The organism is Streptomyces sp. NPDC034086 (genome assembly GCF_055575515.1).
Window position 1 is genome coordinate 51,896 of record NZ_JBVISM010000012.1, and the last position, 24,800, is coordinate 76,695.

Annotated in this window: 23 protein-coding genes and 1 pseudogene; 12 read left to right on the forward strand and 12 right to left on the reverse strand. The window is 76.2% G+C overall.

What is annotated here, in order from left to right:
- The first annotated feature begins 32 nt into the window (after positions 1 to 32).
- Together ACZ514_RS24350 and ACZ514_RS24355 are read left to right on the forward strand one after the other, a co-directional pair.
- Entirely contained in the window at positions 33 to 953 is a 921-nt protein-coding gene (locus ACZ514_RS24350) for a LysR family transcriptional regulator (RefSeq protein ID WP_469125643.1), read from the forward strand.
- Between the two features lie 125 nt (positions 954 to 1,078).
- Positions 1,079 to 2,098 (forward strand): hypothetical protein, encoded by a 1,020-nt coding sequence (locus ACZ514_RS24355; protein ID WP_468166145.1) that lies wholly within the window; start codon positions 1,079 to 1,081, stop codon positions 2,096 to 2,098.
- Between the two features lie 90 nt (positions 2,099 to 2,188).
- Here the strand turns inward: ACZ514_RS24355 and ACZ514_RS24360 are convergent, their stop codons facing one another.
- A complete protein-coding gene (locus tag ACZ514_RS24360) occupies positions 2,189 to 3,130 on the reverse strand; it encodes a hypothetical protein (RefSeq protein WP_468696574.1) in 942 nt (313 codons plus the stop codon).
- Between the two features lie 136 nt (positions 3,131 to 3,266).
- Positions 3,267 to 4,016 (reverse strand): ABC transporter ATP-binding protein, encoded by a 750-nt coding sequence (locus ACZ514_RS24365; RefSeq protein ID WP_469125644.1) that lies wholly within the window; start codon positions 4,014 to 4,016, stop codon positions 3,267 to 3,269.
- 158 nt (positions 4,017 to 4,174) lie between these two features.
- On the opposite strand from ACZ514_RS24365, the gene ACZ514_RS24370 reads away from it, so the two are divergent.
- The 3 genes from ACZ514_RS24370 to ACZ514_RS24380 are packed head-to-tail and all read left to right on the forward strand — an operon-like array spanning position 4,175 to position 11,147.
- Entirely contained in the window at positions 4,175 to 7,414 is a 3,240-nt protein-coding gene (locus ACZ514_RS24370; protein WP_469125645.1) for an FtsX-like permease family protein, read from the forward strand.
- Positions 7,411 to 10,158 (forward strand): thioesterase domain-containing protein, encoded by a 2,748-nt coding sequence (locus ACZ514_RS24375; RefSeq protein ID WP_469125646.1) that lies wholly within the window; start codon positions 7,411 to 7,413, stop codon positions 10,156 to 10,158. Before ACZ514_RS24370 ends, ACZ514_RS24375 begins: the two co-directional genes overlap by 4 nt.
- Positions 10,155 to 11,147: an ABC transporter ATP-binding protein gene (locus ACZ514_RS24380; RefSeq protein ID WP_469125647.1), complete on the forward strand. Its 993-nt coding sequence runs from the start codon at positions 10,155 to 10,157 to the stop codon at positions 11,145 to 11,147. Before ACZ514_RS24375 ends, ACZ514_RS24380 begins: the two co-directional genes overlap by 4 nt.
- 147 nt (positions 11,148 to 11,294) lie before the next feature.
- Here the strand turns inward: ACZ514_RS24380 and ACZ514_RS24385 are convergent, their stop codons facing one another.
- The gene (locus tag ACZ514_RS24385; RefSeq protein ID WP_469125648.1) at positions 11,295 to 11,708 is read right to left on the reverse strand and encodes an Imm10 family immunity protein; all 414 of its coding nucleotides are present in this window, start codon (positions 11,706 to 11,708) and stop codon (positions 11,295 to 11,297) included.
- Positions 11,709 to 11,883: 175 nt separating this feature from the next.
- On the opposite strand from ACZ514_RS24385, the gene ACZ514_RS24390 reads away from it, so the two are divergent.
- Complete coding sequence (locus ACZ514_RS24390; protein WP_468166131.1) at positions 11,884 to 13,350, forward strand: condensation domain-containing protein; 1,467 nt, start codon at positions 11,884 to 11,886, stop codon at positions 13,348 to 13,350.
- Here the strand turns inward: ACZ514_RS24390 and ACZ514_RS24395 are convergent.
- The 3 genes from ACZ514_RS24395 to ACZ514_RS24405 form a co-directional block, all read right to left on the reverse strand.
- Positions 13,340 to 14,575 carry an RNA polymerase sigma factor gene (locus ACZ514_RS24395; RefSeq protein WP_469125720.1) on the reverse strand — a complete coding sequence of 412 codons (1,236 nt, stop codon included), beginning with the start codon at positions 14,573 to 14,575 and terminating at the stop codon, positions 13,340 to 13,342. The genes ACZ514_RS24390 and ACZ514_RS24395 overlap by 11 nt on opposite strands.
- Positions 14,576 to 14,661: 86 nt before the next feature.
- Positions 14,662 to 15,021: a YciI family protein gene (locus ACZ514_RS24400; RefSeq protein ID WP_468166128.1), complete on the reverse strand. Its 360-nt coding sequence runs from the start codon at positions 15,019 to 15,021 to the stop codon at positions 14,662 to 14,664.
- Between the two features lie 251 nt (positions 15,022 to 15,272).
- Entirely contained in the window at positions 15,273 to 15,542 is a 270-nt protein-coding gene (locus tag ACZ514_RS24405; RefSeq protein WP_468166126.1) for a hypothetical protein, read from the reverse strand.
- A 94-nt stretch (positions 15,543 to 15,636) separates the two neighbouring features.
- Between ACZ514_RS24405 and ACZ514_RS24410 the strand changes: the two genes are divergently transcribed.
- From ACZ514_RS24410 to ACZ514_RS24420, 3 genes and pseudogenes are all read left to right on the forward strand, one after another.
- A complete protein-coding gene (locus ACZ514_RS24410) occupies positions 15,637 to 15,981 on the forward strand; it encodes a thioredoxin family protein (protein WP_469125649.1) in 345 nt (114 codons plus the stop codon).
- 180 nt (positions 15,982 to 16,161) lie between these two features.
- Positions 16,162 to 17,349, forward strand: a complete 1,188-nt coding sequence (locus tag ACZ514_RS24415) for a cytochrome P450 (protein WP_468696565.1) — start codon at positions 16,162 to 16,164, stop codon at positions 17,347 to 17,349.
- Between the two features lie 5 nt (positions 17,350 to 17,354).
- A pseudogene (locus ACZ514_RS24420) lies at positions 17,355 to 17,546 on the forward strand (ferredoxin); the annotation flags it as partial.
- A gap of 196 nt (positions 17,547 to 17,742) precedes the next feature.
- Here ACZ514_RS24420 and ACZ514_RS24425 read toward each other — a convergent pair.
- Both ACZ514_RS24425 and ACZ514_RS24430 read right to left on the reverse strand, forming a co-directional pair.
- Positions 17,743 to 17,946 carry a cold-shock protein gene (locus ACZ514_RS24425; RefSeq protein WP_468166119.1) on the reverse strand — a complete coding sequence of 68 codons (204 nt, stop codon included), beginning with the start codon at positions 17,944 to 17,946 and terminating at the stop codon, positions 17,743 to 17,745.
- Positions 17,947 to 18,070: 124 nt separating this feature from the next.
- On the reverse strand, positions 18,071 to 18,457 hold the full coding sequence (locus tag ACZ514_RS24430) for an HGxxPAAW family protein (protein WP_468166117.1): 387 nt from the start codon (positions 18,455 to 18,457) through the stop codon (positions 18,071 to 18,073).
- A gap of 90 nt (positions 18,458 to 18,547) precedes the next feature.
- On the opposite strand from ACZ514_RS24430, the gene ACZ514_RS24435 reads away from it, so the two are divergent.
- Both ACZ514_RS24435 and ACZ514_RS24440 read left to right on the forward strand, forming a co-directional pair.
- Positions 18,548 to 19,045, forward strand: coding sequence for a MarR family transcriptional regulator (locus ACZ514_RS24435; protein ID WP_468166115.1), 498 nt, complete (start codon positions 18,548 to 18,550; stop codon positions 19,043 to 19,045).
- A gap of 163 nt (positions 19,046 to 19,208) precedes the next feature.
- Positions 19,209 to 20,705, forward strand: a complete 1,497-nt coding sequence (locus tag ACZ514_RS24440) for a DEAD/DEAH box helicase (protein ID WP_468166112.1) — start codon at positions 19,209 to 19,211, stop codon at positions 20,703 to 20,705.
- A 64-nt stretch (positions 20,706 to 20,769) separates the two neighbouring features.
- On the opposite strand, the gene ACZ514_RS24445 is transcribed toward ACZ514_RS24440, so the two are convergent.
- The 4 genes from ACZ514_RS24445 to ACZ514_RS24460 form a co-directional block, all read right to left on the reverse strand.
- Positions 20,770 to 21,711 carry a class I SAM-dependent methyltransferase gene (locus ACZ514_RS24445; RefSeq protein ID WP_469125650.1) on the reverse strand — a complete coding sequence of 314 codons (942 nt, stop codon included), beginning with the start codon at positions 21,709 to 21,711 and terminating at the stop codon, positions 20,770 to 20,772.
- Positions 21,712 to 21,830: 119 nt separating this feature from the next.
- Positions 21,831 to 22,364: a hypothetical protein gene (locus tag ACZ514_RS24450; RefSeq protein ID WP_468166108.1), complete on the reverse strand. Its 534-nt coding sequence runs from the start codon at positions 22,362 to 22,364 to the stop codon at positions 21,831 to 21,833.
- Positions 22,365 to 22,478: 114 nt separating this feature from the next.
- Complete coding sequence (locus ACZ514_RS24455; RefSeq protein ID WP_468696554.1) at positions 22,479 to 22,988, reverse strand: SRPBCC family protein; 510 nt, start codon at positions 22,986 to 22,988, stop codon at positions 22,479 to 22,481.
- A 55-nt stretch (positions 22,989 to 23,043) separates the two neighbouring features.
- Complete coding sequence (locus tag ACZ514_RS24460; protein WP_469125651.1) at positions 23,044 to 24,051, reverse strand: NUDIX domain-containing protein; 1,008 nt, start codon at positions 24,049 to 24,051, stop codon at positions 23,044 to 23,046.
- A 253-nt stretch (positions 24,052 to 24,304) separates the two neighbouring features.
- Between ACZ514_RS24460 and ACZ514_RS24465 the strand changes: the two genes are divergently transcribed.
- Positions 24,305 to 24,772: a hypothetical protein gene (locus ACZ514_RS24465; RefSeq protein ID WP_469125652.1), complete on the forward strand. Its 468-nt coding sequence runs from the start codon at positions 24,305 to 24,307 to the stop codon at positions 24,770 to 24,772.
- Positions 24,773 to 24,800: the final 28 nt, after the last annotated feature.

A 24,800-nucleotide genomic window follows, 5' to 3' on the forward strand; every position in this document is an offset into this window, starting at 1 on the left:
ATGACCCACTGAACGGACCACAAGGAAAACTGTTGATCGATGTGCACCGGCTGCGCGTCCTGCGGGCCGTCTCGGAACACGGCAGCTTCAACCGCGCCGCCTCCGCCCTGCGGCTGACCCCCTCGGCCGTCTCCCAGCACATCGCCTCGCTGGAGCGCGGCCTCGGCCACCCGGTGGCGGTGCGCAGCACGCGCGGCGTCACCCTCACCGAGGCGGGACGGCTGCTGGTGGAGACGGCCGAGACGATCACCGCCGAGCTGGACCAGGTCCGCGCCCGGATCGACCGGATCGCCGCCGGCCGGCCCCGGCTGACGGTCGCCACCTTCACCAGCGGCGGCCGCCACCTGCTGCCCCGCGCCCTGCCGGAGTTCGTGGCCGCCCATCCGGAGGTGGAGCTGACGGTGCTGGAGGCCGAGCCGGAGGCCTCGCTGGCGATGGTGCGCGGCGGGGCGGCGGACCTCGCGCTGGCGTACGGCTTCGACGGGCCGCTGCCGTCCTCGGGACCGGTGGCGTCCAGTGCGCGGCTGGAGTGGCTGCCGCTGCTGGAGGACCCGCTGTACGCGGTCCTGCCGCGCGGCCACCGGCTGGCGGGGCGGGACCGGCTCGAGCCGGCGGAGCTGGCCGGGGACCGCTGGGTGCTGGGCTGCCTCAAGACGGAGGCCTTCCTGCGCCGGTACGCGGACCGGGCCGGGTTCGAGCTGCGGGTCGCCGCTTCCACCACCGACTACTTCTTCGCGCAGACCCTGGTCGGCGCGGGTGTCGGCGTCACCCTGATCCCGCACATCTCCCTGGCCCCGCCCGAGGGTTCGGCGGTGGTGCCCCTGGCGCCGCCCCGCCCCGCCCGCCGGATCGGCGTCGCCCGGCCGCGGCGCCCCGACCCCCAGCCGTACGCCGCGTCGCTGACGGAGGCCCTGCGGCGTGCGGCGGGGCCCGGGGAGGGGCCGGCCCGGTGAACCCCGGCCGTCGGCGGGACCGGCGGCCGGCGCCGGTCCTGAAACCCTGACAGGAGCCGGTCCCGCGTAGGAGGATGCCCCTGTTCCCGCCGTCGGCTACGGGCGGGCGCCGAAGGGGGACTGGCGTGGTGGAGCACCTTTTCCGGGACGGGCGCTGGGCGCTGTGGCTGGTCTGCGGCTGCTACCTGGTGGTGGTGTACATCACCAGCCGGGGTCTGATCGCCGCTCCCCGCTACCGGCTGCTCCAGGCCCGCATCCACGACTGCCGTGCCCGCGTCGGCGTGCTGGCGGCCGGCCCGGCGGGCCCGTCCGCGGCCCTCGAGGCGGTCACCGGCCGGCTGGACCGGCTGGAGAGGAACGGCCAGGTGGCCTGGCGCCTGCTGCCCGGGCACTGGGTGGTCGCCATCCCGCTCTCCAAACTCGCTTCCGCCTGGCGGGTGCTGCACGAGGCCGAGAGCCAGCTGCTGCGCCTGGAGGGTGCCGAGGAGATCACCGTACGCGGCCGCGCCCTGCGGCTGCGCCTCGCCTCGGACCAGGACCCGGCGAACGACTCCCTCGTGGCGGAACTCGCCGCCCGGGCGGGCGATCCCCCGGCCGAGCGGGCCCTGCTGATCGCCGTCACCGAGCAGCTGTCCTGGCAGGAGGACGGTGATTTCGAGCGGGAGTACGAGCTCCAGCGGATCGCCCTGTGGCTGGCCCTGACCGGTCTCGGCGCGGTGCTGCTGGTCGGCCTGGTGCTCGACCACCGTCTGTCGCTGCTCCTCGGGGGGCTGGGCGGGTTCCTGTCGCCGCTGATCGGCGTGATGCGCGCGCAGCGCCCCGCCTCCTGGGGCGTTCTGGTGCTGGCGCCGGTCGGCGGCGCGCTGGCCGCGCCCGGCGGCCTGCTGCTGGTCCGGATGCTCGCCGACCCGGAGCTGAACCTGTTGGGCCAGGTCTTCCTGGACAACTCCTGGGGTGCGCCCGCCCGGCCGATCTCCCTGGCCATCGCCCTCCTGTTCGGCTTCTCGGGCACCCTGTTCTCCCGTCTCGCCCTCGCGGCCACCGGCCAGCTGATGCCGGTGGCGGGCCGCGGCGCCGCGCGGGCCCCCGTGCCGCCCCAGCAGCGCCCGGGCGCCGGGCGCTCCGCGTCGAGGCCCGGCCCGTAGCCCGTGCGGCGGCGCCGCGGCCCGTGCCGTAGGCGCGGCCCGGGCCACCGGCGCGGCCGTTCCGCCTCCCGCGTGACCCCGGAGGGACGGTTACGTCCGGCGCAGGCGGCGTTGGGCGGACGCCGCCGCGTGACGGGCCTCGCGGGCCGCCCGTTCGGCCTGGCGGTGGTGGACCTCCGCCTCGGACACGGCCTCGTACGCCAGGTCGCGCGCGGCCCGCGCCTGCCCGGTCTCCTCCAGCAGCCGCTCGACCACGGCGTCGGCCTCCGCCGCGCGGGCCAGGGCGTGCTGCCGGGCCTGCTCGGCCATCCGCAGTTCCTCCTCCCGGGCGGAGGCGGCCCATGCCGCGTCCTCGGCGGCGGCCCGGGCCGCGTCGATCCGGGCCGCGCGGGCGCGGTCGACGGGCTCGGCGGCGGTACCGGCTGCCGGTCCGGCGGCCGTACCGGCAGCGGCACCGCCGGCGGTGTCCGGCGCGGCGGGCTCCGGCGCCCCCGGCGACGGCTCCGGCACCGCGGACGGCGGCACCGCGTGCGGGTCGACCGCCGGGAACTCCGACACCGGCGCGGGGGCCCGTACGAGCCGCCCCGAGGCCCATTCCCCGGCCGCCACCGGGTCGGCGAGGACGGCGCGCAGGATCTGCTCCAGCTCCCGCACCACGGCCTCGGACACCGGGGTCCCCGCCTCCTCGGCCAGCCGTGCGGCCTCCCGCGCCAGGGCGCCGATCACCACGTGCTGCTGGTGCGACAGGTCCCGCAGCCGTTCCCCGTCCAGGGAGTGGTGCGCGGCGCGCAGGGTCTGTCCGAGCTGGAGGAACTGCTCGGTCTCGTCGGGTTTCGCGCGTACCAGCGTGTTGGACGCCCAGGCCGCGAGCGTCGGCCGCCGCAGTGCCGCGATCCGCTTGGCCGCCGCAGGGTCCCCGGCCTCCTTCACGCGTGCCGCGGCCGCGTCCCGCGCCGCCGTGAACCCGGCGGGGTGCGGCCGGTACAGCGCGTCGACGATCTCGTCCAGATCCATTTCCGCATCGGCATCCACGCGCCCCACTGTCCGTCATGTCCGCCCGCCCGGGGCGTGCGCGCCCCACGGCCACGCGGGTGAATGGCGCCGGGGCGCCGGTTCCCGCCCCGGCCCTCGACGGGCCTCCGGGCCGGGGCGGGGGTGCCGCCGCCGGTCAGCGGTCCGGCCCGGCCGGCTCCACGATCCGGCCGTCGCGCAACTCCACGACTCTGTCGGCGAGTTCCATCAGCTGCGGATCGTGGGTGGCGACCAGGGCCGTGACGCCCTCGCTGCGGACCACCGCGCGCAGCAGCCGCATGATGGAACGGCCGGTCTCCGAGTCCAGCTGGCCGGTGGGCTCGTCGGCGATGATCAGTGCGGGTTCGTTGGCCAGGGCGCGGGCGAGTGCGACGCGCTGCTGCTGACCGCCGGAGAGTTCCCCGGGGCGCTGTCCGGCGTGTTCGGCGAGGCCGACCAGGGCCAGCAGGGTGCGGACGCGTTCCTCGCGCCGCTGTGCCGGGACCTTGCGCATGCGCATCGGGACGCCGACGTTCTCGGCGGCGGTGAGGACCGGGATCAGTCCGAACGACTGGAAGACGAAGCCGATCCGGTCGCGGCGCAGCGCGAGCAGGCCGCTCTCGTCCAGGGTGGACAGGTCGGTGCCGTCGATCTCGACGGTGCCGCCGCTCGGGGTGTCGAGGCCGCCCACCAGGTTGAGCAGGGTGGTCTTGCCCGAGCCCGACCGGCCCTTGAGCGCGGTGAGTTCGCCGCGCCGCGCCTCGAACGAGACGCCGCGCAGGGCGTGTACGGCGTTCGTCCCGCCGCCGAAGCTCTTGCCCAGGTCGCGCACCGCCATCATGGGCGGTGCGGGAGACGCGGTGGCGGGGGCGGCCCCGGTGTCCTGTCGGTGCGGTCGCTGCGTCATCGTGGGCTCCCCCTCGGCCAGGCACTGTCCTACCTTCGCGTCCGAATTTGCTCATCTGTCACATCCATCACGCAAGTCCCTTCCTCTCCTCGACCGCATCTGACAGCATCGTCCGCTATCCGGTGCCCTTGGTCCGGTTCGGGGGAAGGAACAGGCACATGATCGGCTTTGTCGTGCGCCGGTTGCGCGGCCGACTGCCGCTCGCCGCCGCCGTCTTGCTCACCGCGCTCATCACCACGACCACGCTGACCGCGCTGCTGGCCTTCACCCGCGGCGTCGGGGACTCCGGCCTGCGGCAGGCACTGACCGGCCCCGCCGGCAGGTCGAGCACCGCCGTCGTCCTCACCGGAGAGCACGCGCTGGCCGCCCGAGCCGGCGACGACGCCGCCGTACGGAGTTTCGCGGACGCCCTGTTCGCCGGCCTTCCCGTCGGCGCCGAGAGCGTGGCGCGCAGCCGTTCCTACGGGCTGCCCGGCCCCCGCACCCCCGGCCGGGAACCCGACCTGACCCTCCTGGCCTCCCTCGGCCGCGACCGCGTACGGCTCCTCGCGGGCCAGTGGCCCGAGCCGGTCGGGGACCGCCCCGGGCGCGTCCCGGTGGCCGCGCCCGAGGCCGCGCTGAACCGGCTCGGGCTGACCGCCCCGGCACTGCCGGCCGAGGTCCGCCTGGAGGACCGCTACGGCGGGGCGCCGCTGACCGCCCTCGTCACCGGCGTCTACCGGGCGGCCGAGCCGGACTCGCCGTACTGGCGGCTCGATCCGCTCGGCGGACGCGGGGTGCAGGTCGGCTCCTTCACCAGCTACGGCCCGCTCCTCGTCGACGACTCCGCCTTCACCGGCGCCGCGCTGGTGCAGAACAGCCGCGCCACGCTGCTGACCCCCGACTTCCGCGCCGCCCGGGCCGCCGACCTCGACCGCCTGCGCCCCCTGGCACCTGAGAGCGGCACCAAGGGCCCCGCCGGCCTGACCGTCACCACGGACCTGCGGGACTTCACCGCCGCGCTGGAGACGGGACGGCTGGTGGCCCGCTCGACCCTGCTGGTCGGGGCGCTCCAGCTGGCCGTGCTCGCCGGGGCCGCCCTGCTGCTGGTCGCGCACCTGCTGACGGACCGCCAGGAGCCCGAGCGCGTCCTGCTCACCGCGCGCGGCGCCTCCCGCCGCCGGCTCGGGGCGCTGTCGGCCGCCGAGGCGCTGCTGCTCGCCCTGCCCTCGGCGGTCCTGGCCCCGCTGCTCACCCCGCCGCTGCTGCGGCTGGCGGGCCGGTACGGACCGCTGGCCAAGGCCCCCGTCGAGACCGGCGGGGCATGGCTGCTGTGGCCGGCCGCGGCGGGCTGCGCCCTCGCCTGCGTCCTGCTGACCTCCCTGCCCGCCGTGCTGCGCGGGGCCACGGCCGCGGTGCTGCGGCGGGCCGGGCGCCGTGCGGCCGTGGTGTCGGGGGCGGCGCGTTCCGGCCTGGACCTCGCCACGGTGGCGCTGGCCGTGCTCGCGTACCGCCAGCTCGACCGCTACAGCGGCGCCGGCACCGGGCCGGGCGGCGCACTCGGTGTCGATCCCGTCCTGGTGGCCGCGCCCACCCTGGCGCTGTGCGCGGGCACGCTGCTCGTGCTGCGGCTGCTGCCGTTCGCGGCACGCCTCGGCGGCCGGATCGCCGCCCGGGGCCGCGGGCTCGGCCCGGCGCTCGTGGGCTGGCAGCTCGCCCGGCGCCCCGGACGGGCCACCGGGCCGGTGCTGCTGCTGGTGCTCTCGGTGTCCAGCGGGGTCCTCGCCCTCGGCCAGCACACCGCCTGGTCCGCCTCGCAGCGCGACCAGGCGGAGTTCGCCACCGCCGGCGGACTGCGCGTCACCGGCAGCGAGCTGCCCGCCCCCGGCCGGGCGGGCCGGTACGCGTCCCTGCCGGGCGGCGACCGGGCGATCCCGGTGGTGCGCTCGGCCCACGGGCTGCCGGGCGGCACCGAGGGGGAACTGCTCGCGCTGGACGCCGCCGCCGTCGCCCGGCGGGTGCCGCTGCGCGCCGACCTGCGGGACGGGCGCCCGATGGCGGAACTGTTCGCCCCGCTGGCGGCCGGCGCCCCGGGCGGCACCGGCATCGTGCTGCCGGGCCGGCCGCAGCGGATCGACCTGGACGTGTCGGTACGGGCCTTCGGCGCGAGCGGCGGCGCCCGGCTGGGCGTACTGCTGCGCGACCGGTTCGGGCTCACCTACCGGGCGCCGGTCCAGGCGCTGCCGGATACCGGCGGGGGCACCCTGTCCGTGGACGTCGCGGCGCTGGCCGGGGCCCCGCTCGGCGCGGCCGCCGCACCCCTGTCCGTCGCGGGGCTCGCCCTGTCGTACGGCACCGAGACCGGCTGGTCCAGCCGGCCGGACGCCGGGTCGCCGGTCGACGCGGAGGTGGCGTTGCGCCGGATCTCGGTCACGGAGACGGCGGGCGGCCCCGCCGTCCCCGTCCAGGCCGCCGCACCCGCCTGGAACCTGGTGGTCCCGGCGGCGGACGGGAACCCGGCCGCCCGGCTGCTGCCGGCCGAGGGGGACCTGCTGCGGCTGCGGTACACGGGTGCCGCCGTGGGCAGTCACGCCTTCGGCGTCACCACCGGCGGGCGGGCCGCCGCCGAGGTGCCGGGCGTCGCCACCCGCGCCTATCTCACCGCCGTCGGGGCCCGGGTCGGCGACCGGGTCCCGGTGCCGCTGGGCTCGGCCACCGTCCCCGTACGGATCACCGCGGCCGTCGGAGCCCTGCCCGCGTCCGGCGACCGCGCGGTGGCCGTCGACGTCGCCGCCGCGGGCCGGCTGCTCGCCGCGACCGACGGGCGGTCCCTGCCCGGCGCCGACGAGTGGTGGCTGCCCGCGGCCTCCGCGTCGGACCCCGCGCCCGGCCGGGCCGCCGCCGAACTGCGCGCGGGCGCCGGCTCGCACCGGTTGCTGCTGCGCGAGGAAGTGGCCGCCGGGCTGCTGGACGACCCGCTGAGCGCCGGCCCCCGCCTGGCGCTGGCCGCCCTCGCCCTGTCCTGCGCGGTGCTGGCCGCCATCGGTTTCGCCGCCGCCGCGGCGGCCGCCGCGCGACAGCGGGCCCGGGAGTCCGCGATCCTCCTGGCCCTCGGGGCGCCCCGCCGGGGCCTGGCCCGGGCCGCTTCGGCCGAGGGCCTGGTCCTCGTCGCGCTCGGGACCGGGGTGGGGCTGGCGGTGGGCACGGCCATCGTGCACCTGACGGTGCCGCTGATGGTGCTCACCCCCGCCGCGCAGCGCCCGGTACCGCAGGTCCTGGCCGATCTGCCGGCCCTGCGGACCCTGTTGCTGGCCGCCGCCATCGCGGCGGTGCCGCTGCTGTCGGCGGTGCTCGGCGGCCGCGGCGACCGCACGTCCCGGGGCGCCGCCGCCCGCCTGCGCCACGTGGAGGAGATATGACCGGCCCGACCACCGACCGCCGCCCCGCCGCGCCCGGGCGGGGCGGCGGGGCGGGCTGGGTGCGGATCCGGCTGCGCGCCGCCCCGCTGGCCACGCTCCTGTCGGCCGTGCTGGTCTTCGTCTCCGTCCTGCTGGCCACCGCGCTGCCGCGGGCCCTCGACCGGGGCGCCGACCAGGCCCTGCGCGCCTACCTGGCCGAGCAGGGCCCGGCCGCGACCAGCCTGGTCGCCAACGCCCAGACCGCGCGGAGCGGGGACCTCCCGGCCTTCCTGGACTCCTCGCTGGCCGCCCTGCGCGCCGCCGTCGGGCCGGGTTACCGTCTGGCGGACTCCGGTCCCGTGTACGGGGTGCGCGCGAAGGACCCGCGCTCCCTGACGGGCCCCGGGCTCGCCCGCCCCTCGGACATCGCACCTGGCCTGGGCCTGCTGCACCTGCCGCAGATCGCCTCCCACAGCCGGCTGGTCGAGGGGCGCTGGCCCTCCGGAGGCGGCGGCGAGGGAACCGTCCCGGTCGTCCTGTCCAAGAGTGCCGCCGACAGCATCGGCGCCAGGGTGGGATCGGTGCTGGAGGGCTCCTCGGGCATCGCCTCGCCGATGAGCATCGAGGTCGTCGGCCTGTTCGCCCCGGACGACCCGGCCGGCGTCTACTGGAGCGACACCGCCACCAGCTGCCTCCTGGAAGCCTGCCTCAAGTGGGACGAGAAGCAGGAGAAGTCCTGGTGGGAGACGTCCGCCCTGGTCGGCCCCGAGGGGATCGGCCGGCTGGCGGGCTGGGGCACGCGCGCGACGGACTTCTGGCGGCTGCCGGTGGACACCGGCGCCCTGCGCGCCGACCGGCAGTCCGGGGCCGCCGAGCAGATCGCCTCGTACGTGGCCGGTCCCACCGCCAACCGCCTGATCACCGAGACCGGCCACCCCGACCTGCGGATCACCTCCGAGCTGCCGGAACTGCTCGCCGCCGCCGAGGCCCGCCGGCAGGCCGCCGCCCCGCTCGCCGCGATCGGGCCCGCCGGGGTGGCGGGCGTCGCCCTCGTGGTGTTCTGCCTGGCCGCCGGGCTCACCGGTGACCGGCGGCGGGCCGAACTGGCCCTGCTGCTCGCGCGGGGCGGCTCCCGCCGGGGTGTCCTGCGCCGGCTGCTGGGCGAGGGCGCCGTCACCGTGCTGCCCGCCGCCGTCCTCGCCGCCGCCCTCGGGATGCTGCTGCAGCCGACCCCCCGGCCGGCGCCCGGCCTGCTCTCGGCCGGGGCCGTCGCGCTCGCGGCCCTGCTGGCCTTTCCGGTACGGGCCTTCGTGCTCCTGTCGGGCCCGCGCCCGGCCGCACCGCGGCGCAGGCTGGTGGCGGAGCTGCTGGTGCCGGCCGCCACCGCCGCCGCCGTGGCCGAGGTCCGCCGGCGCGGGGTCGCCCCCGCCGGAGCCGGGCTGGACCCGCTGCTCGTCGCCGCGCCGCTGCTGCTGGCGCTGTGCGGGGGCCTGCTGCTGGCCCGGATCCAGCCCCCGCTGGCGCGGCTGGCGGCCCGGGCGGCGGGGCGCGGGCGCGGCCTGACCGGCTTCCTCGGGCTCGCGCGCGCCGCCCGGGGGAACGCGACGGGCGCGCGTCCCTCCGTACTGCCCCTGATCGCGCTGCTGCTGGCGGTGACCACGGGCGGGTTCGGGTCGGCCGTACTGGCCTCCGTGGACGGGGCCCGCCTCCAGGCGGCGCGGGGCGACGTCGGGGGCGACGCCCACGTGGCGGCGCCGCCCCGGGAGCAGCTGACGCCGGAGTTCCTGCGGGCGGCGGACGCGCTGCCCGGGGTGCGCACCTCGCTCGGGGTGTGGACCGACCGGGACGCCCTGCTGATGTCGGAGGACCTGATCGGCACGCGGGTCAGGGCGGTGGTCGCCGACCCGGCGGCCTACGCGGCGCTGTCCGCGGCCGCGGGACGGGGCCGCTTCGACCCGGCCCGGCTGGCCGGCGGCGCAGCGGACGCTCCCGTCCCGGTACTGGTCAGCGCGAACCTCGCCGGGAAGGGTTCCGGGGGCGAGTTCCGGATCCGCGTCGCGGACGGTGCGGAGCTGCGGGCGCGGCCGGTCGGTCTGGTCGAGGGGACCCCGGCGGAGCCGTCCGTGGAGGCGGCGGTCGTCGTGATGCCGGCCGGGCCGGTCACCGCGCGGGTGCCCGGGGCGGCGCGCCCCAACCACTGGTTCGCCCTGGGCACGGTGGACGAGGACCGGCTGCGGGAACTGGTCCGCGCCCACGCCCCGGCGGCGGACGCCGAGCGGACCTTCGTACGGACCAGCTCCGCGGTGGCGGCGAAGTTCGCCGGCGACCCCCTCCAGAAGGCGGCCGGGCGGCTGTTCTGGACCTCCCTGGCCGCGGCGGCGGGCTTCGCCCTGCTGTCCGTGCTGCTGACCCTGGTCCGGGCCGCCCCGGAGCGGGCCGCGCTGCTGGCCCGGCTGCGGACCATGGGCCTGCGGCCCCGGCAGGGGGTGGTGCTCCTGCTGACGGAGTCGCTGCCGCAGGTGCTGGCGGCCCCGCTGGGCGGCGCTCTGACGGCGGTCGCCGCGATCGTCCTGCTGGGGCCGTCGCTCGACCTGACGACGCTGGTCGGCGCGCCCGTGCCGGCCGGTCTGGGGCTCGGCCTGCGGCCGGTGTTCGTGCAGGCGCTGGGCCTGGCGGGGCTGGTGATCGTGGCCGTGCTCGCGGAGGCGGCGGTGAACGGCCGGCGTCAGATCACCACCGAGTTGAGAGCGGGAGACCGACGTTGAACACCGAAGCGCCCACGTACGAGGAACTGCGGCACCAGGCCCTGGCCGCCGCCGAGCCGCGCCGGCACGCGGCCGGGACCGCCATCGTCTGCGACCGCCTCGTCCGGATCTTCACGAGCGACGGCGTCGAGGTGCAGGCCTTGCAGGGGCTGGAGCTGACGGTGGACCAGGGCGACCTGGTGGCCCTGGTCGGGGCCTCCGGCAGCGGCAAGTCCACCCTGCTGAACATCCTGGCGGGGCTGGACGTGCCGACGGCGGGCACCGCCACCGTCGGCGGCTACGACCTGCTGGAGATGTCCGCCCGCGACCGGCTGCGGTACCGGCGCGAGACGGTGGGCTTCGTCTGGCAGCAGACGGCCCGCAACCTGCTGCCGTTCCTGACGGCCGCCCAGAACGTCGCGCTGCCCATGCAGTTGCGCGGCGGCGGCCGGAGGGCGCGGGCACGGCAGGCGGTCCGGGTCGCGGAGCTGCTGGAGGCCCTGGGGATCGGCGGCCTCGGCGGCCGGCGGCCCGCCGAGCTGTCCGGCGGCCAGCAGCAGCGGGTGGCCATCGCCGTGGCCATGGCCAACGACCCGGCGGTGCTGCTCGCCGACGAGCCGACCGGCGAGCTGGACTCCGAGACGGGGGCCGCCGTCTTCGAGGCCTTCCGCACCGTGAACCGGGAACTGGGCGCGACCGTGGTCATCGTGACCCACGACCCGATGGTGGCGGGCGAGGTCCGCCGTACCGTGGCCATCCGCGACGGCCGCACCAGCAGCAAGGTGCTGCGGCGCACGGTCACCGACGAGCACGGCACGGAGTCCGTCAGCGAGCGCGAGTACGTGATGCTGGACCGCACCGGCCGGGTGCAGCTCCCCCAGAAGTTCCTGGAGGCGTTGGGCATGGAGCACCGCGTGGCGGTCGACCTGGCCGCCGACCGCATCGAGGTCCGCCGCGACGACGCGGACGACCCCGCCGGGACCGCCACCGGGCGGCGGGAAGCCCCTTGAGCCCGGTGCGGCGGGTGGCCGGCAGCACCGTGTCCCGGCTCGCCGGGCAGGGCCGGCTCCGCACCGCCGGAGGAAGCGGCCGCCTCAGGCGGAGGGGAGCCGGAGGCCGCCGGTCCGGTGGTCCGGCCATGCCCGGTCCACGGCGGATCAGCCCGGGAGACCGATGAGCCGGGGCCGGTCCTCCTCGCGTCCGAAGGCCAGCACCCTCGCGAGGACCTCGCGCATGGCGTCGATGCCCTCTGTCGGCACGTCGAGCACCGCCTCGATCTCCGCCTCGTCCAGCTCCAGGTCGTCCAGGCAGTCGGGATCCAGCGACACCGTGAGCAGGCCGTCCGTCAGGATCACCTCGCGGACACAGCCGTAGGCCGTGCACGCGTCGGGGGTCATCACGCGGTAGGTGTCGTGCCCGAGCGCGACGTCCTGTGCGGACGGCTCACCGACAGGGCACGTGACCAGGAGGAAGAATCCCTCGTCCTCGTCCGCCTCCGCGACCCCCGCCTGCATCTCGCCGTCGACGTCGGTCTCGGCAGCCACCGAGCGGGCTGTGAATCTGTATGCCATGCGCCGGTTCTACCAGCAGCCCGGCACGGTCCGCGCCGGCCCCTCCGCCGGCGAGAGCTCCGCGACCGGGCCGGACGGCTCCGCCGTTCCGGCGCGCGCCGGGTTCGGGCGTCACTTCACCGGCCCGGGTCTCGTTAGGGGCTCGGGGCTGAACCGGGGGGCGAAGGGATGACGTATGCGGCAGTTTCCTCTGCAGATGCACCACATGGAGCCGGGGCGCCTGGTCGAGTGGCGGTTGCGGGCCACGGCCGGACCACAGGGCCCGGACCGGGGTGACGAGGGGGGCAAGAAGGCGTCCTTCAACCAGGACAAGCACTTCACCGTCGCCGAGGAGAGCCGCGCGGACGACGATCCCATGGCGTCCTGGGTGGCCGTCACCTTCGAGATCGAGGGCGCCCTCGACGAAGCGGCGCTGGCCGGGGCCCTGCTGGACTTCGTACGGCGGCACGAGGTGCTCCGCTGCGAGTTCCGCCGGCTCGCCGGGGAGCTGTCCTGCGAACCGCTGGCGGCCGGCGCCCTCTCCCTGGAGGCGCGTCACGTCGCCACCTTCGACTCCGCGGAGCCGATGCGCGAGTTCCTCTCGGAACGGTTCACCCGGAGCATCGACACCCTGTCGTGGCCGCTGTTCACGATGGGCGCGGTGCTGCGCCCGGACTCCGCCACGGTGTACCTCGCCTTCGACCACATCGTCTGCGACGGCATGTCGATGCCCGTGGTCGTCCACGACGTGCTGACCTCCTACGAGGCGCTGCGCCGCGGGGAGCGGGCCGCGCTGCCGCCCGCGCCGAGCTATCTGGACTTCGCCGACGCGCAGCGCCGCCGCTACCTGTCGATCGACGCGGACGACGCGCGCCTGGACTACTGGAAGTCGTTCACGGCCCGCGGCGGGGAGTTCTTCCCCCGTTTCCCGCTGGACCTGGGCGTGGAGCCGGACCGGATGTACCCGATCGTCAACGAGGCGTCCACGCTGCTGGACGCCGCCGAGACCGAGGTGTTCGAGAAGGTGTGCCGCGGGGCCGGCGGCAAGCCCTTCATGGGTCTGCTCGGCTCGGTGGGCGTGTGTCTGAGGGAGGCGGGCGGGCCCGGGGTGTACCGGGGGTTCATGCCCGTCAGCGAGCGGGGTCGGGAGGACTGGAACAACTCGGTGGGCTGGTTCGTCAACACCCTGCCGATCGAGTTCGACGCCTCGCCCGGCAAGGACTTCGTCCAGGTCATGGGCGAGGTCCGGGCGGGGTTCACCGAGATGATGCGCCACCTCGACGTGCCGTTCGTACGGGCGTGGCAGCTGCTGGCGCCGGAGGAGTTCGCGGGCCGCTCGTGGCCGTACCCGGTGAACTTCTTCTCGTACATCGACATGCGCCGCTGCCGGGGCGCCGACCGGCACGACGAGTGGCGGCCCGCCGCGCACGTGTGGTCGGCACGGGCCAACGGCACCTGCTCGTGGTTCCAGCGCGACGCGGACGGGCTCCACATGAACTCGCTGTACGTGGACACCCCGGCCGCCCGCCGCACGATGGGCGACTTCCAGGAGGCGCTGCGGCTGACCGTGCAGAGCGTGGCGCGCACCGGCGGGTTCCGCAGGCCCGTCGCGCTCACGGCGCCCCGGCGGCCCGAACCGCAGGCGGTCCGCGTCAGGGGCTGACCTCCCGGAGGGCGGCGGCACGGCCCAGCAGGAGCTCCCGCTCGCGGGCGTTGCGGGTGAGGGCGGCCGCCCTCTCGAACTCGGCGCGGGCCTCCGGGCCGCGCCCGAGCCGCTCCAGCAGGTCTCCCCGTACGCTCGGCAGCAGGTGGTAGGAGCGCAGGGCCGGTTCGCCGGCGAGCGCGTCGACCAGCGGCAGGGCGGCGGCGGGGCCGTCGGCCATGGAGACGGCGACCGCCCGGTTCAGCTCGACCACCGGGGAGGGGACCAGCTCGGCGAGTCTCCCGTAGAGGGCGGCGATGGACCGCCAGTCGGTGTCCTCGTAGCGCGCGGCCGCCGCGTGGCAGCCGGCGATGGCGGCCTGGAGGGAGTAGGGGCCGCTGCCCGCCCGGTGCAGGGCCTCCACCCCGCGCCGGATGAGCAGCCGGTTCCATCCGGCGCGGTTCTGGTCGGCGAGCAGCACCGGCTCGCCGTCGGGGCCGGTACGGGTGGCCGTGCGGGAGGACTGGAACTCCAGCAGCGCGGCGAGTCCGTGGACCTCGGGTTCGCCGGGCATCAGCGCGGCGAGTACGCGGGCCAGGCGCAGGGCGTCCTCGCAGAGGGCGGGACGCAGCAGGCCGTCGCCGGCGGTGGCCGAGTACCCCTCGTTGAAGACGAGGTAGATGACCTCGAGCACGGAGGCGAGCCGCTGCTCCCGGTCGGCGCCGTAGGGGACTTCGAAGGGCACCCGGGCCTTGGCGAGGGCCCGCTTGGCGCGGACGAGGCGCTGGGCGACCGTCGGCTCGGAGGTCAGGAAGGCCCGGGCGATCTCCTGGGTGGTCAGACCGGCCACCAGGCGCAGGGTGAGCGCGACGCGGGCGTCGGTGCCCAGCACCGGGTGGCAGGCGGTGAAGACCAGGCGCAGCAGGTCGTCGTCGATGTCGTCGGGTCCCGCGGGCTCGTCGGGGGGCGGTACGTCCTCCAGGGTCCGGCCGACCTCCGCGAGCTTGCGCGCGTAGGTCTCCCTGCGGCGGACGAGGTCGACGGCCCGGTGCCGGGCGGTGGCCATGAGCCAGGCGCCGGGCCGGTCGGGGATCCCGGAGAGCGGCCACTGCTCCAGGGCGGCGACCAGCGCGTCCTGTGCGATCTCCTCGGCGATCCCGACGTCCCGCACGATGCGGGTGACGCCGGCGATGATCCGCGCGGACTCGATCCTGAACACCGTCTCGACCGCCCGGGCCGCGCTCACTGCCGTCACGGCCACCCATCAGAGCAGCCGTGACGGGGCGGGGCAAACGCGGCGTCGGGCGGGCGGGGGCGCGGGCCGCGGCCGGGTCACATCTCCCGGACCTCGCGGACCTCGGCGCCGACGGTCCATTCCGCCGGGTGGGTCTCCAGGAACCGCCTGGTCCACTCGAGGGCCTCCGCCTTGTCCCCGCACTGGAGGAAGGCGTATCCGCCGATGACCTCCTTGGTCTCGGTGAAGGGGCCGTCGGTGAAGCTGGTCCTCCCGCCGGACCAGGTGACCCGGGTCCCCTCGGAGGTGGGGAGGAGACCGGCGGTGTCGAGCATCACCCCGGCCTTGGTGATCTCCTCCATGAGGGCGCCCATGCGCTGCTCGAAGTCCGGCGGGAAGGGGGTGTCGGGGGTCAGGGACCGCTCGTCGATGCGGATCAGCGTCAGGAAGCGCGGCATGGTGGCTCCTCGGTCGTGGGGCGGGGGCCTTCCCCGTCCCTCACCTCTGCGTCGAACGGGAGGCGCCCGGATCGACAGCCCTCCGGAGAATTCTTCGGAGATTCCGCGGAACCGGCCACCGGGTGCCTCCCCTCCGCATCCGGTCGCGCTCCGGCGGCCGAAGGAAGGGGCAGAGCCCCCGGGCACACGTCGGCGGTCCGGGGGCTCGCCTGCGCCGTCTCGCCGGGCCGCGGCGGGAGGCGCGGGCGGCGCTACCGGCTGTCCCCCGACCAGTCCCAGCGCCCGGGGTCCGAAGGACGGCGGCGGTAGTGGGCGCGGCCCCCGGGGCCGTAGCGGCCTATCTCGGTGGGCAGCCGGGCCTCTTCGGCGAGCCGCCGGGCGCTCCAGCCGGTGACGTCGAGGAGGAGCCCGTCGAGGGGACCGCCCACGAGCTCGCCGTAGACGTGGCCGGGGCGCGGGCCCGGGTCGGGGTCTTCGTGGTCGGCGCCGTAGACGCGGCGGCGCGGCATCCTGTCGTCCATGCGCCCAGCTTCACAGCCGCCACTGACAACGGGCGGTCCGGGCGCAGGGCCTAGGCTGGCGGTCCCGTCAGACGCGAACCGAGGAGCACCGCCCATGGCCAGTCGGGTACACCGGCCGCTGGAGGACCAGGAATTCGACTTCATCGCCGCCATGGCGCCGGGCCCGGTCCTCGCCTGCTTCACGGGCACCTGGCCCAAGGCCGTCGAGGCCTGCCGGGAGCTGGAGTCCGTCGTCGCGGAGCTGGCGGGGGGCCAGGAGTACGGGGCGCGGTTCACGGCCGTGCGCGCCGACATCACGCGCTGTCCCGGAACGGTGCGGCGTTACGGGGTGACGGGGGCCCCGACCGTGGTCCTGCTGCGGTCCGGCGAGGCGGTGGCGACGCATGAGGGCCCGATGGGGAGGGCGGAACTCCGCGCCTTCCTGGACACACACCTGTAGTCCGCGCACCCCTCGGTCCGGCTTCCGGGCGGGGCGGGGAGGCCGGGACCGGCGGCCCCCGGCCGCGCCGACGGGTGAACGCGGGCAGGCTGGCCGAAAGTGGCATAGGTGGGATAGGTGCCTCAGGCATGTAATGGAGTCCGGCGAGACGGAACCATCGCTTGCGAGGTGTTGCTTTCCATGTCCGATGCCGTTGCCTTCCCGCAGGACCGAACCTGCCCCTACCACCCGCCGGCCGCCTACCGGCCGCTCCGGGAGGGGCGGCCGCTCTCCCGGGTCACCCTCTTCGACGGCCGCTCCGTATGGGTGGTCACCGGTCACGCCGAGGCGCGGGCGCTGCTCTCCGACGGGCGGTTGTCCACGGACCGCACGAGGGAGGCCTTCCCCGCGCCCACCCCGCGGTTCAAGGGGCTGCAGAACCGGCGTACGGCCCTGCTCGGGGTGGACGATCCCGAGCACAACGCGCAGCGCCGGATGCTGATCCCGAGCTTCTCGGTCAAGCGGACGGCCGCCCTGCGGCCCCGGATCCAGGAGACCGTGGACCGGCTGATCGACGCGATGGAGGCCCGGGGTCCCGGGGCCGAGCTGGTGGGCGACTTCGCGCTGCCGGTGCCGTCCATGGTGATCTGTGCGCTGCTCGGGGTCCCGTACGCGGACCACGAGTTCTTCGAGGAGCAGTCGCGGCGGCTGCTGCGCGGCCCCGCGACCAGCGACGTGGAGGACGCCCGGGGGCGGCTCGACGCCTATCTGGAGGCCCTGATCCGGCGCAAGCGCGCCGATCCGGGCGAGGGGCTGCTGGACGAGCTGGTCGCGACCCGGCTGGAGGCGGGCGAGACCGATGTCGAGGAGCTGGTGTCGCTGGCGGCGGTGCTGCTGATCGCGGGTCACGAGACCACGGCGAACATGATCTCGCTCGGCACCTTCACCCTGCTGCGGCACCCGGAGCAGCTGGCCGAGCTGCGGTCCGACCCCTCCCTGATGCCGGAGGCGGTGGAGGAGCTGATGCGGTACCTGTCGATCGCGGACGGCATGCTGCGGGTGGCCACGCGGGAGATCGAGATCGGCGGGGTGACGATCCGGCCGGACGACGGGGTGGTCTTCTCCACCTCGGTGATCAACCGTGACGAGGCGGTGTTCACCGACCCCGACAGGCTCGACTGGCACCGCCCGGCCCGGCACCACCTGGCCTTCGGTTTCGGCATCCACCAGTGCCTGGGGCAGAACCTGGCCCGGGCCGAGATGGAGATCGCCCTCGGGACCCTGTTCGAGCGGCTGCCGGGCCTGCGCCTGGCGGCCGATCCCGACCGGATCCCGTTCAAGCCCGGCGACACCATCCAGGGCATGATCGAACTGCCGGTGACGTGGTGAGCGCGGTGCGGGTCGCCGTCGACCAGGGCCTGTGCATCGGCGCCGGCCAGTGCGTGCTGACCGCGCCGGGGGTCTTCACCCAGGACGACGACGGTTTCGGCGAGGTGCTCCCCGGGCGCGCGGACGGCCACGGCAGCCCGCTGGTCCGGGAGGCCGCGCGCGCCTGTCCGGTCTCGGCGATCACCGTGCGGGAGGCCGACGGGGACGACAGGAACGACGTAGGCGGCAGGGACCGTGCGGACGGCGGGGGCGCCTCGGGGGGAGCCGAGGACGCCTCGGGGGGCTGAGCCGGCGAACCGGGCCTCCCCCGCGGTGAGCCCCCTCCGGCCGACCGGAGGGGGCTCTGTGGCCGGCGGGAACCGCGGGGCCGGTGGTCCTGCTCGGGCGGCGGCGCTATTCGGGTACGACGCGCTCCGCCTGCGGGCCCTTCGGCCCCTGGGTGACGTCGTACGAGACGCGGGCGTTCTCCTCCAGGGACTTGAAGCCCGTCCCCTCGATCGCGGAGAAGTGCACGAACACGTCGGGGCCGCCGTCGTCCTGCTGGATGAAGCCGAACCCCTTCTCCGAGTTGAACCACTTCACGGTGCCAGTTGCCATCGGTACTGATCCTTCTCAACGTTCCGCTGGGACCGCTTGCCCGCGGCCGTCTCGATCCTGCCCGTCCGCCCCGCGGGCCACACGCGGGGCGGGGCCAACCGGGCGCGGCCAACCGGGGGCCGGGTCAGGCGTCGCCGTCGGTGGCGGGCAGTGGAGCGGCGGACGGGCGGGCGACGGCGGGGCGTCGCGCGGACGCCCCCGCGGCGCGGCGGGGACCGCCGGCGGCCCGGCAGCCCAGGCAGCCGGCGTGCCCGTTCCGGGCGGCGGTGTCCCGGGTCCGCCAGTCCCGGGCCTCGCGCGGGCGGGGGCCGCTCGGCTTGCCCCAGCCGGCGAGGTGCAGGAGCCAGGTCGCCGGCCCCGCGGCCACGACCAGGCCGAGGCCCAGCCAGATGCCGGGCGTCCAGGCCGCGCACAGGGCGGCGCCCGCTCCGGCGCAGCCCATCAGGGCCAGGGTGGTACCGGTCCAGCCGGCCACCGTGTGGCCGAGGTCGACGTCGCCGTGGGCGCTCATGATTCCCCTTCGAAGGGCAGGCGGCAGTACGCTCGGAGCAGGATCATTTATCTCACGAGCTAAGTAACTTAGATACTAAGGAGTGTGTCGGTGCACGGCAAGCCCCGCCCCGCGGCCACGGCCGGGGAGGCGATCGCGCGCATGGACCAGTACGTGGCCCTGGGCCTCATCGGCCAGCAGGAGGTGGCCCAGCTGCTCGGGATCAACGTCACCGACCTGACCTGCCTCGCCCACATCCTGGCCGCCTGCGACGAGCCCCTCTCCGCCGGCGACCTCGCCGGACTGGTGAACCTCACCACCGGCGCCGTCACCGGCGTGCTGAACCGCCTCGAGCGGGCCGGGTACGCCCGCCGGCAGCCCGATCCGGCCGACCGCCGGCGGGTACGGGTGGTGGCCGACCCCGAGGCCGCCGCCCGGGTCATCGCCACCTACCAGCCCTTCTACGACCGGCTCGCGGCCGTGTTCGCCGAGTACACCCCCGACGAGACCGCCGTGATCGCCGACTGGTTCGCGCGGGCGACGGTCGAGATGCGGGCCCACCTCGCCCAGGTGCGGTCCGGGGAGCTCGACCCCCGGCCGGGCCGGTGACCGGCTGGTAAAATGGCCGGGAAACTTGAGGCGCGGGGCGCTTGCGGCCCGGGCGGACGCGTACGACGAGCCGGGGACCGTACCGAGGGGTACGGACCCCGGCTCGTCGCCGTTCATCCGGTGCGGACCCCGAGGGCCTCACTCTCCTCACGGAAGGTTCTGCATGAAGAACCCGTCAGCTCACGGGCGTTTCGGCATCAAGGCCGGGGCGAAGGCAGGCTCCAAGCCGGGAGCCGCAGGCGGCAAGGCCCCCCGGACCGTCGGTCCGCAGGGCGAGTTCGCCATGCCGCGGACCACCACCCCGGCCCTGCCCCCGGTGGCCTCGTTCGACGAACTCGGGCTGCCCCCTGAGCTGGTGAGGACCATGGCCGAGCAGGAGGTGCGCGAGCCCTTCCCCATCCAGGCGGCCACCCTGCCCAACTCCCTCGCGGGCCGGGACATCCTCGGCCGCGGCCGCACCGGGTCCGGCAAGACCCTCGCCTTCGGCCTGGCCCTGCTGGCCCGCACGGCCGGCCGGCAGGCCGACCCCAAGCGGCCGCTCGCGCTGGTCCTCGTACCCACGCGGGAACTGGCGCAGCAGGTGACCGAGGCCCTGACCCCGTACGCGCAGGCCCTGCGGCTGCGCATGGCCACCGTCGTCGGCGGGCTCTCCATCGGCCGCCAGACCAGCGCCCTGCGCACCGGCGCGGAGGTCGTGGTCGCCACGCCCGGACGCCTCAGCGACCTGGTCGGACGCCGGGACGTGCACCTGGAGCGGGTACGGATCACCGTGCTGGACGAGGCCGACCAGATGTGCGACATGGGGTTCATGCCGCAGGTCACGGAGATCCTGGACCAGGTGCACCACGCCGGACAGCGCATGCTGTTCTCCGCGACCCTGGACCGCAACGTCGACCAGCTCGTGCGCCGCTACCTGAAGGACCCGGTCTCGCACTCCGTGGACCCGCAGTCGGCCTCGGTCGGCACGATGGACCACCACGTGCTGCACATCCACGCGGCGGACAAGGTCTCGGCGGCGACCGAGATCGCCGCCCGAGAAGGCCGGGTGCTCATGTTCCTGGACACCAAGCACGGCGTGGACCAGTTCGTGAAGCACCTGCGGGCGATGGGCGTGCGGGCGGAGGGACTGCACAGCGGCAAGTCCCAGCCGCAGCGCACCCGGACCCTCGGCCAGTTCAAGGACGGGCTGGTCACGGTCCTCGTCGCGACGAACGTGGCCGCCCGGGGCATCCACATCGACGACCTCGACCTCGTGGTCAACGTGGACCCGCCGGCCGACAGCAAGGACTACCTGCACCGCGGCGGGCGCACCGCGCGGGCCGGCGAGTCCGGCAGGGTGGTCACCCTGGTCACCCCCAACCAGCGGCGCGACATGGTGCGCCTGATGGCCGACGCCAAGATCCGGCCCACCATCACCCAGGTGCGCTCCGGCGAGGCGGCGCTGAGCCGGATCACCGGCGCGCGCAGGCCTTCCGGAGTCCCGCTGTCCGGGGCGCTGCCGACCGACGCCAAGGGCCGCCCGAGCGGCTCCGAGCTCGGCTTCCGGGGCATCGGCACCCGCCCGGGCCGCCCGGGCAAGGGCAAGGAGTCCCGCAAGACCATCGAGGCGCGTCAGGCCGCCGAGGCCCGCCGGGCGGCCAGGGTCCGCAAGGGCCTCTGAGCGGCCCTCCGGAGAACGGGGACGTCCGGCGGCGGCCCGCCGGACACCGTGAACGGCGCGGGCGTCAGGCCCGGGCGCGGCGCCGCCGGGCCACGATGGCGCGGGTGACCAGCGGCGGGAGCAGGTCCTTGGCCAGCCTGCGCCAGCGCGCCCCCGGCCGGGGTGCGGGCCGCGCGGCGGCCGGGGCAGGGGCGGCGGCCGGTCCGGGGACCGGCGGGTTCAGCGGCTTCGGGGCGGGCGCCACCGGGGCGCCCTCGTCGCCGATGCGCACCAGCGGCTTGCCGTGGATGACGTCGACTCCGTGCCACAGGTCGGTGCGGCCCTCCAGCCAGCCGAGCAGCGCCGCCCGCTGCGGCTCCGGGTCGCCCCAGGTCGCGTACAGCTTCGAGGCGGACACGGCGATCGGGTGCAGCTCGCCGGTGGCCACGGCGGCCCAGACGGCGGCGGCGACGCCCGGGCAGTGGGCGGAGCGGTAGTCGTCGAAGACCACCACGGCGTCCGGTGCCGCGACGATCCGCGACGAGGCTATGTCCTGGACGACGTGCTCGTGCAGGTGGGAGGCGTCGATGTGGACGAAGCGGCAGCTGCCGGGGCGCACCTTCTCGGCGACGACGGACGTCGGGGCCTGGATGACCGTGGGGAGCGCCCGGTGGAAGGCGAGGTAGTTCGTCTCGAACCCGCGGCGGGTGAGGGTGGGGTACGAGTCCCGCACCTCCTCCAGGTTGAAGTCGTCGGGGGCGGGCGAGTCGAAGAGGTCGCAGACGGTGAACTCCTCCCCGTCACGCAGGTACCCGCCCAGGAAGATCGCGCTCTTGCCCATGAAGGCGCCCAGTTCCAGGAGGTCGCCGGCCACGGGCGCGGCCTCGTTCTGGCGGGTCAGGAACCAGTCGAAGAGGACCTGGTCATGCGCCGAGAACCAGCCCTTCACCTCGTCGAAGGAGGTGGGGACGGGGGGTACGGGCTCGGCGTCGGGGGTGGTGACGGGAGCCTGTGAAACGTGCGACACGGAGAGTCATCCTCCAGCGGAATGGCAACGGTTCGGCGCTGATACCCGGCCAGGTAGGCAGACCATAAACCCGCGAACAGGCGTATGGCGAGACTTCTCCCGCGCTGATCGTTTCCGCTTCAGGCGGTGGCGCGCCGGTGCAGTCGCCGGGCCGCGGCGTTGCGTACGCCACGGGTCCGGCCGGAGGCGGCCAGCAGGGCCAGCGCCTCGTCGGGGGCGGGCGAGCGGGCCGCGGTGCGCTGGCACCAGTCCGAGGCGGCGGCCAGCTCCGCCCGCGACCACTCGCCGCCGGCCTCGATGGCCTTCAGCAGGGTCCACTCGCGCAGTCGCCGGGCGGGGAACGCGTGGCCGTCGAGCACGCGGTGCAGGGCGCGGGCCCAGTCGTGGAAGGCGGTGCCGGGCCGCAGCCGTACGGCCCGGCGGTCCAGGTGGGTCACCACAGCGCTCTGCGCCATCACCGGGTCGCGGTCGCGCAGGACCTCGGCCACCGCCGCGGCCTCCCCCGCCACGCCGGCCGCCCCGGCGGCGGCGAGCCCGTCGAGGTGGCGGGCGTACCGCCATCGGTCGGCCGGCACCGCCTGCTGCGGGGGCCGGGCCGTCGTCGCCGGGCCGGCCGACGGCGTGCGGCGCATCTGGTGTTCTGGGCTGCCCATGGCACACATTCCACACGACCGCCGTGCGCGGGGCCGGGGCGGGGGTCGGCCGACGGGTCCGCGACGGTCGCACCGGCGGTGGCCGTGCGACAGGCCGCGCCGCCCCGGCGGCGGTCACCGGCCCGGGCCGGGCGGCCCGGGCTCCGGCTCGGGCAGCGGGGCACCGGTCTCCAGGAGGGTCTTGAGGCTGGAGACGAGCATCGGCCAGGCGGCGGAGCACATGCCGATGAGGGTGCCTCCCGGGGCGAACCCCTCGTGACGGACGGTGAGCCGGGCGAGGGTGTCCCCGACCGGCTCGATCTCGTACGTCACCCTGGTGCGCGGCTCGCCCGCCAGCTCGGCCCGCAGCTCCTCGGTGATCCCGGCGGAGGCCGCCCACGCGGCGCTGAAGGTGTGCCAGGTGTAGGAGAGCCGGCGGTCCGGGACGCAGTCCAGGACCACCTGCTCGGGGTCGCTGGTACGGGCCCCGCGCTCGACCCAGTCCATCGTCGAGCCCACCGCCCAGTCCGTCTCGAAGGTCAGCCCCCAGTAGCGGCGGGTGTAGGCCGGGTCGGTGAGGGCCTGCCAGACCCGGTCGGGGTCGGCCTGGATGTAGACGGTGTAGTCGATCACGCTGTCGGTCATGGCCCCATGCTGCGGGACCTGCCGCCGCGGGCCCGGCATTGGCGGGCCCGGTCCCTCACCAGCGCAGTCCCTGCTCGGGCAGTTCCACGGGCGGCGTGCGCAGGGCGGCGGGCAGGCCGAGGTGGGCGCGGGCGGCGTGCACGGCGGCGAGCTCCTGCCACCCGGCCGGGCCCCAGTCGCTGAGCTCCCGCACCTGCTCCGGAGTGGCCAGCAGCCGGGCGTACGCCGGGTCCGCGGCCGGGGACACCCCCGTGAGCCGCGCCGCCGTGCGGGCCAGGGCGCCCCGGTCGGCGTACCGGTAGCCGAGCGGCACCGCCCCGACGGCGGGCTCCGCGTCCGGGGCCGGCAGGTGCGCGGCGCCGGTCGCGCGGGCGATGAGCAGCAGCACCCGCCCGTCGGGGGCGAAGAGCCAGCCGGCGTGGTCCCGTACGGGCAGCCGGGCGGGGACGGGGCCCGGATGCCAGGTGCCGTGCTGCGGGGTGCGCCGGCCGCGCAGGACCCCGAGGCGGTCCAGTGCGGTGGGGGTGGTGGGGCGGCCGTCCTCCAGCAGGGCGGGGCCGGCCCCGTTGATCCGGGCGCGGAGGGCGGACAGGGCGCGGCGGGCGTCGCCCGGGTCCATCAGGGCGGGCAGGTCGGCGGGTTCGGCGAAGTCGATGCCGGTGATCTCCTGGGCGGGCAGGCGTACGGAGCGGATGCGCTCCGCGGTCCAGGTGCCGCCGTCGTAGACGTGCAGGATCTCGCCGGGGAAGCGCATCTCGGGCGGGATGCCGGGGGTGTCCGCGGGGATCCAGTCGACGGCGAGCCCGCGCGGATAGTGGCCGTCGACGCCGAGTTCCTCGCGCACCTCGCGGGCCGCGGCCGCCGAGGGCGCCTCGCCCGCGTCCACGGCGCCGCCCGGCAGCAGCCGGTCCGTACGGTAGTCGACCGTCTGGACGAGGACCCGGCCGTCGGCGTCGGTGACGAGGACCGTCGCCCCGGTCCAGAGCGCGGCGCGGGAGGCCCCGTACTCGGCCGGGGTCATCCAGGTGCCCGCACGTCCGGGGTCGTCGGTCAGCTGCGGCATCGGTACTCCGTTCACCGTGGGTGGACCAGCCGCCTGTGCAACAGCGGCCCGGGCCGGGGGGTTACGGCGGGCATCCGGGCACGCGCGGTGACCGTTCCACCGCGGCGTGCCTCCTTATTGCGGTGTTACGCCCGTCTCGCTACGGTCCGTGCTGCGGACCGGCGGTGTGAAAGCGGCTGGTCCGACCACGTACGCTCACCCGTCCGTGTGAGCGGGCGCGACCGCCGGCGCCCCCTTGCGGCAGGGTGGGCGGATGCCGTCGCACCGGACCCTGCCCCTCGCCCTGTCCCTGCCCCTGGTGCTCGCCCTGCTGGTGCTGGCCACCGGGTGCGTGACCGTACGGGGACCCGGGAAACCGCCCGCTCCGAGCGGGTGGGCGCCCCGCCCGCCCGCGGCGGAGGGCCTGCCCCTGGGACCGGCGCCGGATCCGGTGGCGGTGCCGTCGCCGCCCGCCGGGGCCGCGGCCCCCGCCGGTGCCCCCGAGCGGCCCGCCGCCCCGCGCCGCCCCGGACACCGCTCCGACGACCGCCCGCCCCGCCGGGCCGCCCCCGCCCGGCCCGCCCGCCCCGCGACGCGCCGCGCCCCCGCCGCGAAGCCGCGCGAGCGACGGCCCGCACGCCCCGCGCCCCGTCCCGCGCCGGGGCGTTCGTACGACATGAGCCGTCTGTGCGAGGCGGCCCACGGGGTGGTGGATCCGGCCGTCGTCGCCCTGTGCCGCTGACCGCGCGCGTACGGGCCCGGACGAACCG

What these genes read in the sequence shown, in the direction of transcription:
- ACZ514_RS24365 (WP_469125644.1), bottom strand. Translation starts at nt 4,016, where the DNA reads ATGACGCAGCGACCGCACCGACAGGACACCGGGGCCGCCCCCGCCACC.
- ACZ514_RS24370 (WP_469125645.1), top strand. Translation starts at nt 4,175, where the DNA reads ATGATCGGCTTTGTCGTGCGCCGGTTGCGCGGCCGACTGCCGCTCGCC.
- ACZ514_RS24375 (WP_469125646.1), top strand. Translation starts at nt 7,411, where the DNA reads ATGACCGGCCCGACCACCGACCGCCGCCCCGCCGCGCCCGGGCGGGGC.
- ACZ514_RS24385 (WP_469125648.1), bottom strand. Translation starts at nt 11,708, where the DNA reads ATGGCATACAGATTCACAGCCCGCTCGGTGGCTGCCGAGACCGACGTC.
- ACZ514_RS24390 (WP_468166131.1), top strand. Translation starts at nt 11,884, where the DNA reads ATGCGGCAGTTTCCTCTGCAGATGCACCACATGGAGCCGGGGCGCCTG.
- ACZ514_RS24400 (WP_468166128.1), bottom strand. Translation starts at nt 15,021, where the DNA reads ATGCCGCGCTTCCTGACGCTGATCCGCATCGACGAGCGGTCCCTGACC.
- ACZ514_RS24405 (WP_468166126.1), bottom strand. Translation starts at nt 15,542, where the DNA reads ATGGACGACAGGATGCCGCGCCGCCGCGTCTACGGCGCCGACCACGAA.
- ACZ514_RS24410 (WP_469125649.1), top strand. Translation starts at nt 15,637, where the DNA reads ATGGCCAGTCGGGTACACCGGCCGCTGGAGGACCAGGAATTCGACTTC.
- ACZ514_RS24415 (WP_468696565.1), top strand. Translation starts at nt 16,162, where the DNA reads ATGTCCGATGCCGTTGCCTTCCCGCAGGACCGAACCTGCCCCTACCAC.
- ACZ514_RS24425 (WP_468166119.1), bottom strand. Translation starts at nt 17,946, where the DNA reads ATGGCAACTGGCACCGTGAAGTGGTTCAACTCGGAGAAGGGGTTCGGC.
- ACZ514_RS24430 (WP_468166117.1), bottom strand. Translation starts at nt 18,457, where the DNA reads ATGAGCGCCCACGGCGACGTCGACCTCGGCCACACGGTGGCCGGCTGG.
- ACZ514_RS24440 (WP_468166112.1), top strand. Translation starts at nt 19,209, where the DNA reads ATGAAGAACCCGTCAGCTCACGGGCGTTTCGGCATCAAGGCCGGGGCG.
- ACZ514_RS24450 (WP_468166108.1), bottom strand. Translation starts at nt 22,364, where the DNA reads ATGGGCAGCCCAGAACACCAGATGCGCCGCACGCCGTCGGCCGGCCCG.
- ACZ514_RS24455 (WP_468696554.1), bottom strand. Translation starts at nt 22,988, where the DNA reads ATGACCGACAGCGTGATCGACTACACCGTCTACATCCAGGCCGACCCC.
- ACZ514_RS24460 (WP_469125651.1), bottom strand. Translation starts at nt 24,051, where the DNA reads ATGCCGCAGCTGACCGACGACCCCGGACGTGCGGGCACCTGGATGACC.
- ACZ514_RS24465 (WP_469125652.1), top strand. Translation starts at nt 24,305, where the DNA reads ATGCCGTCGCACCGGACCCTGCCCCTCGCCCTGTCCCTGCCCCTGGTG.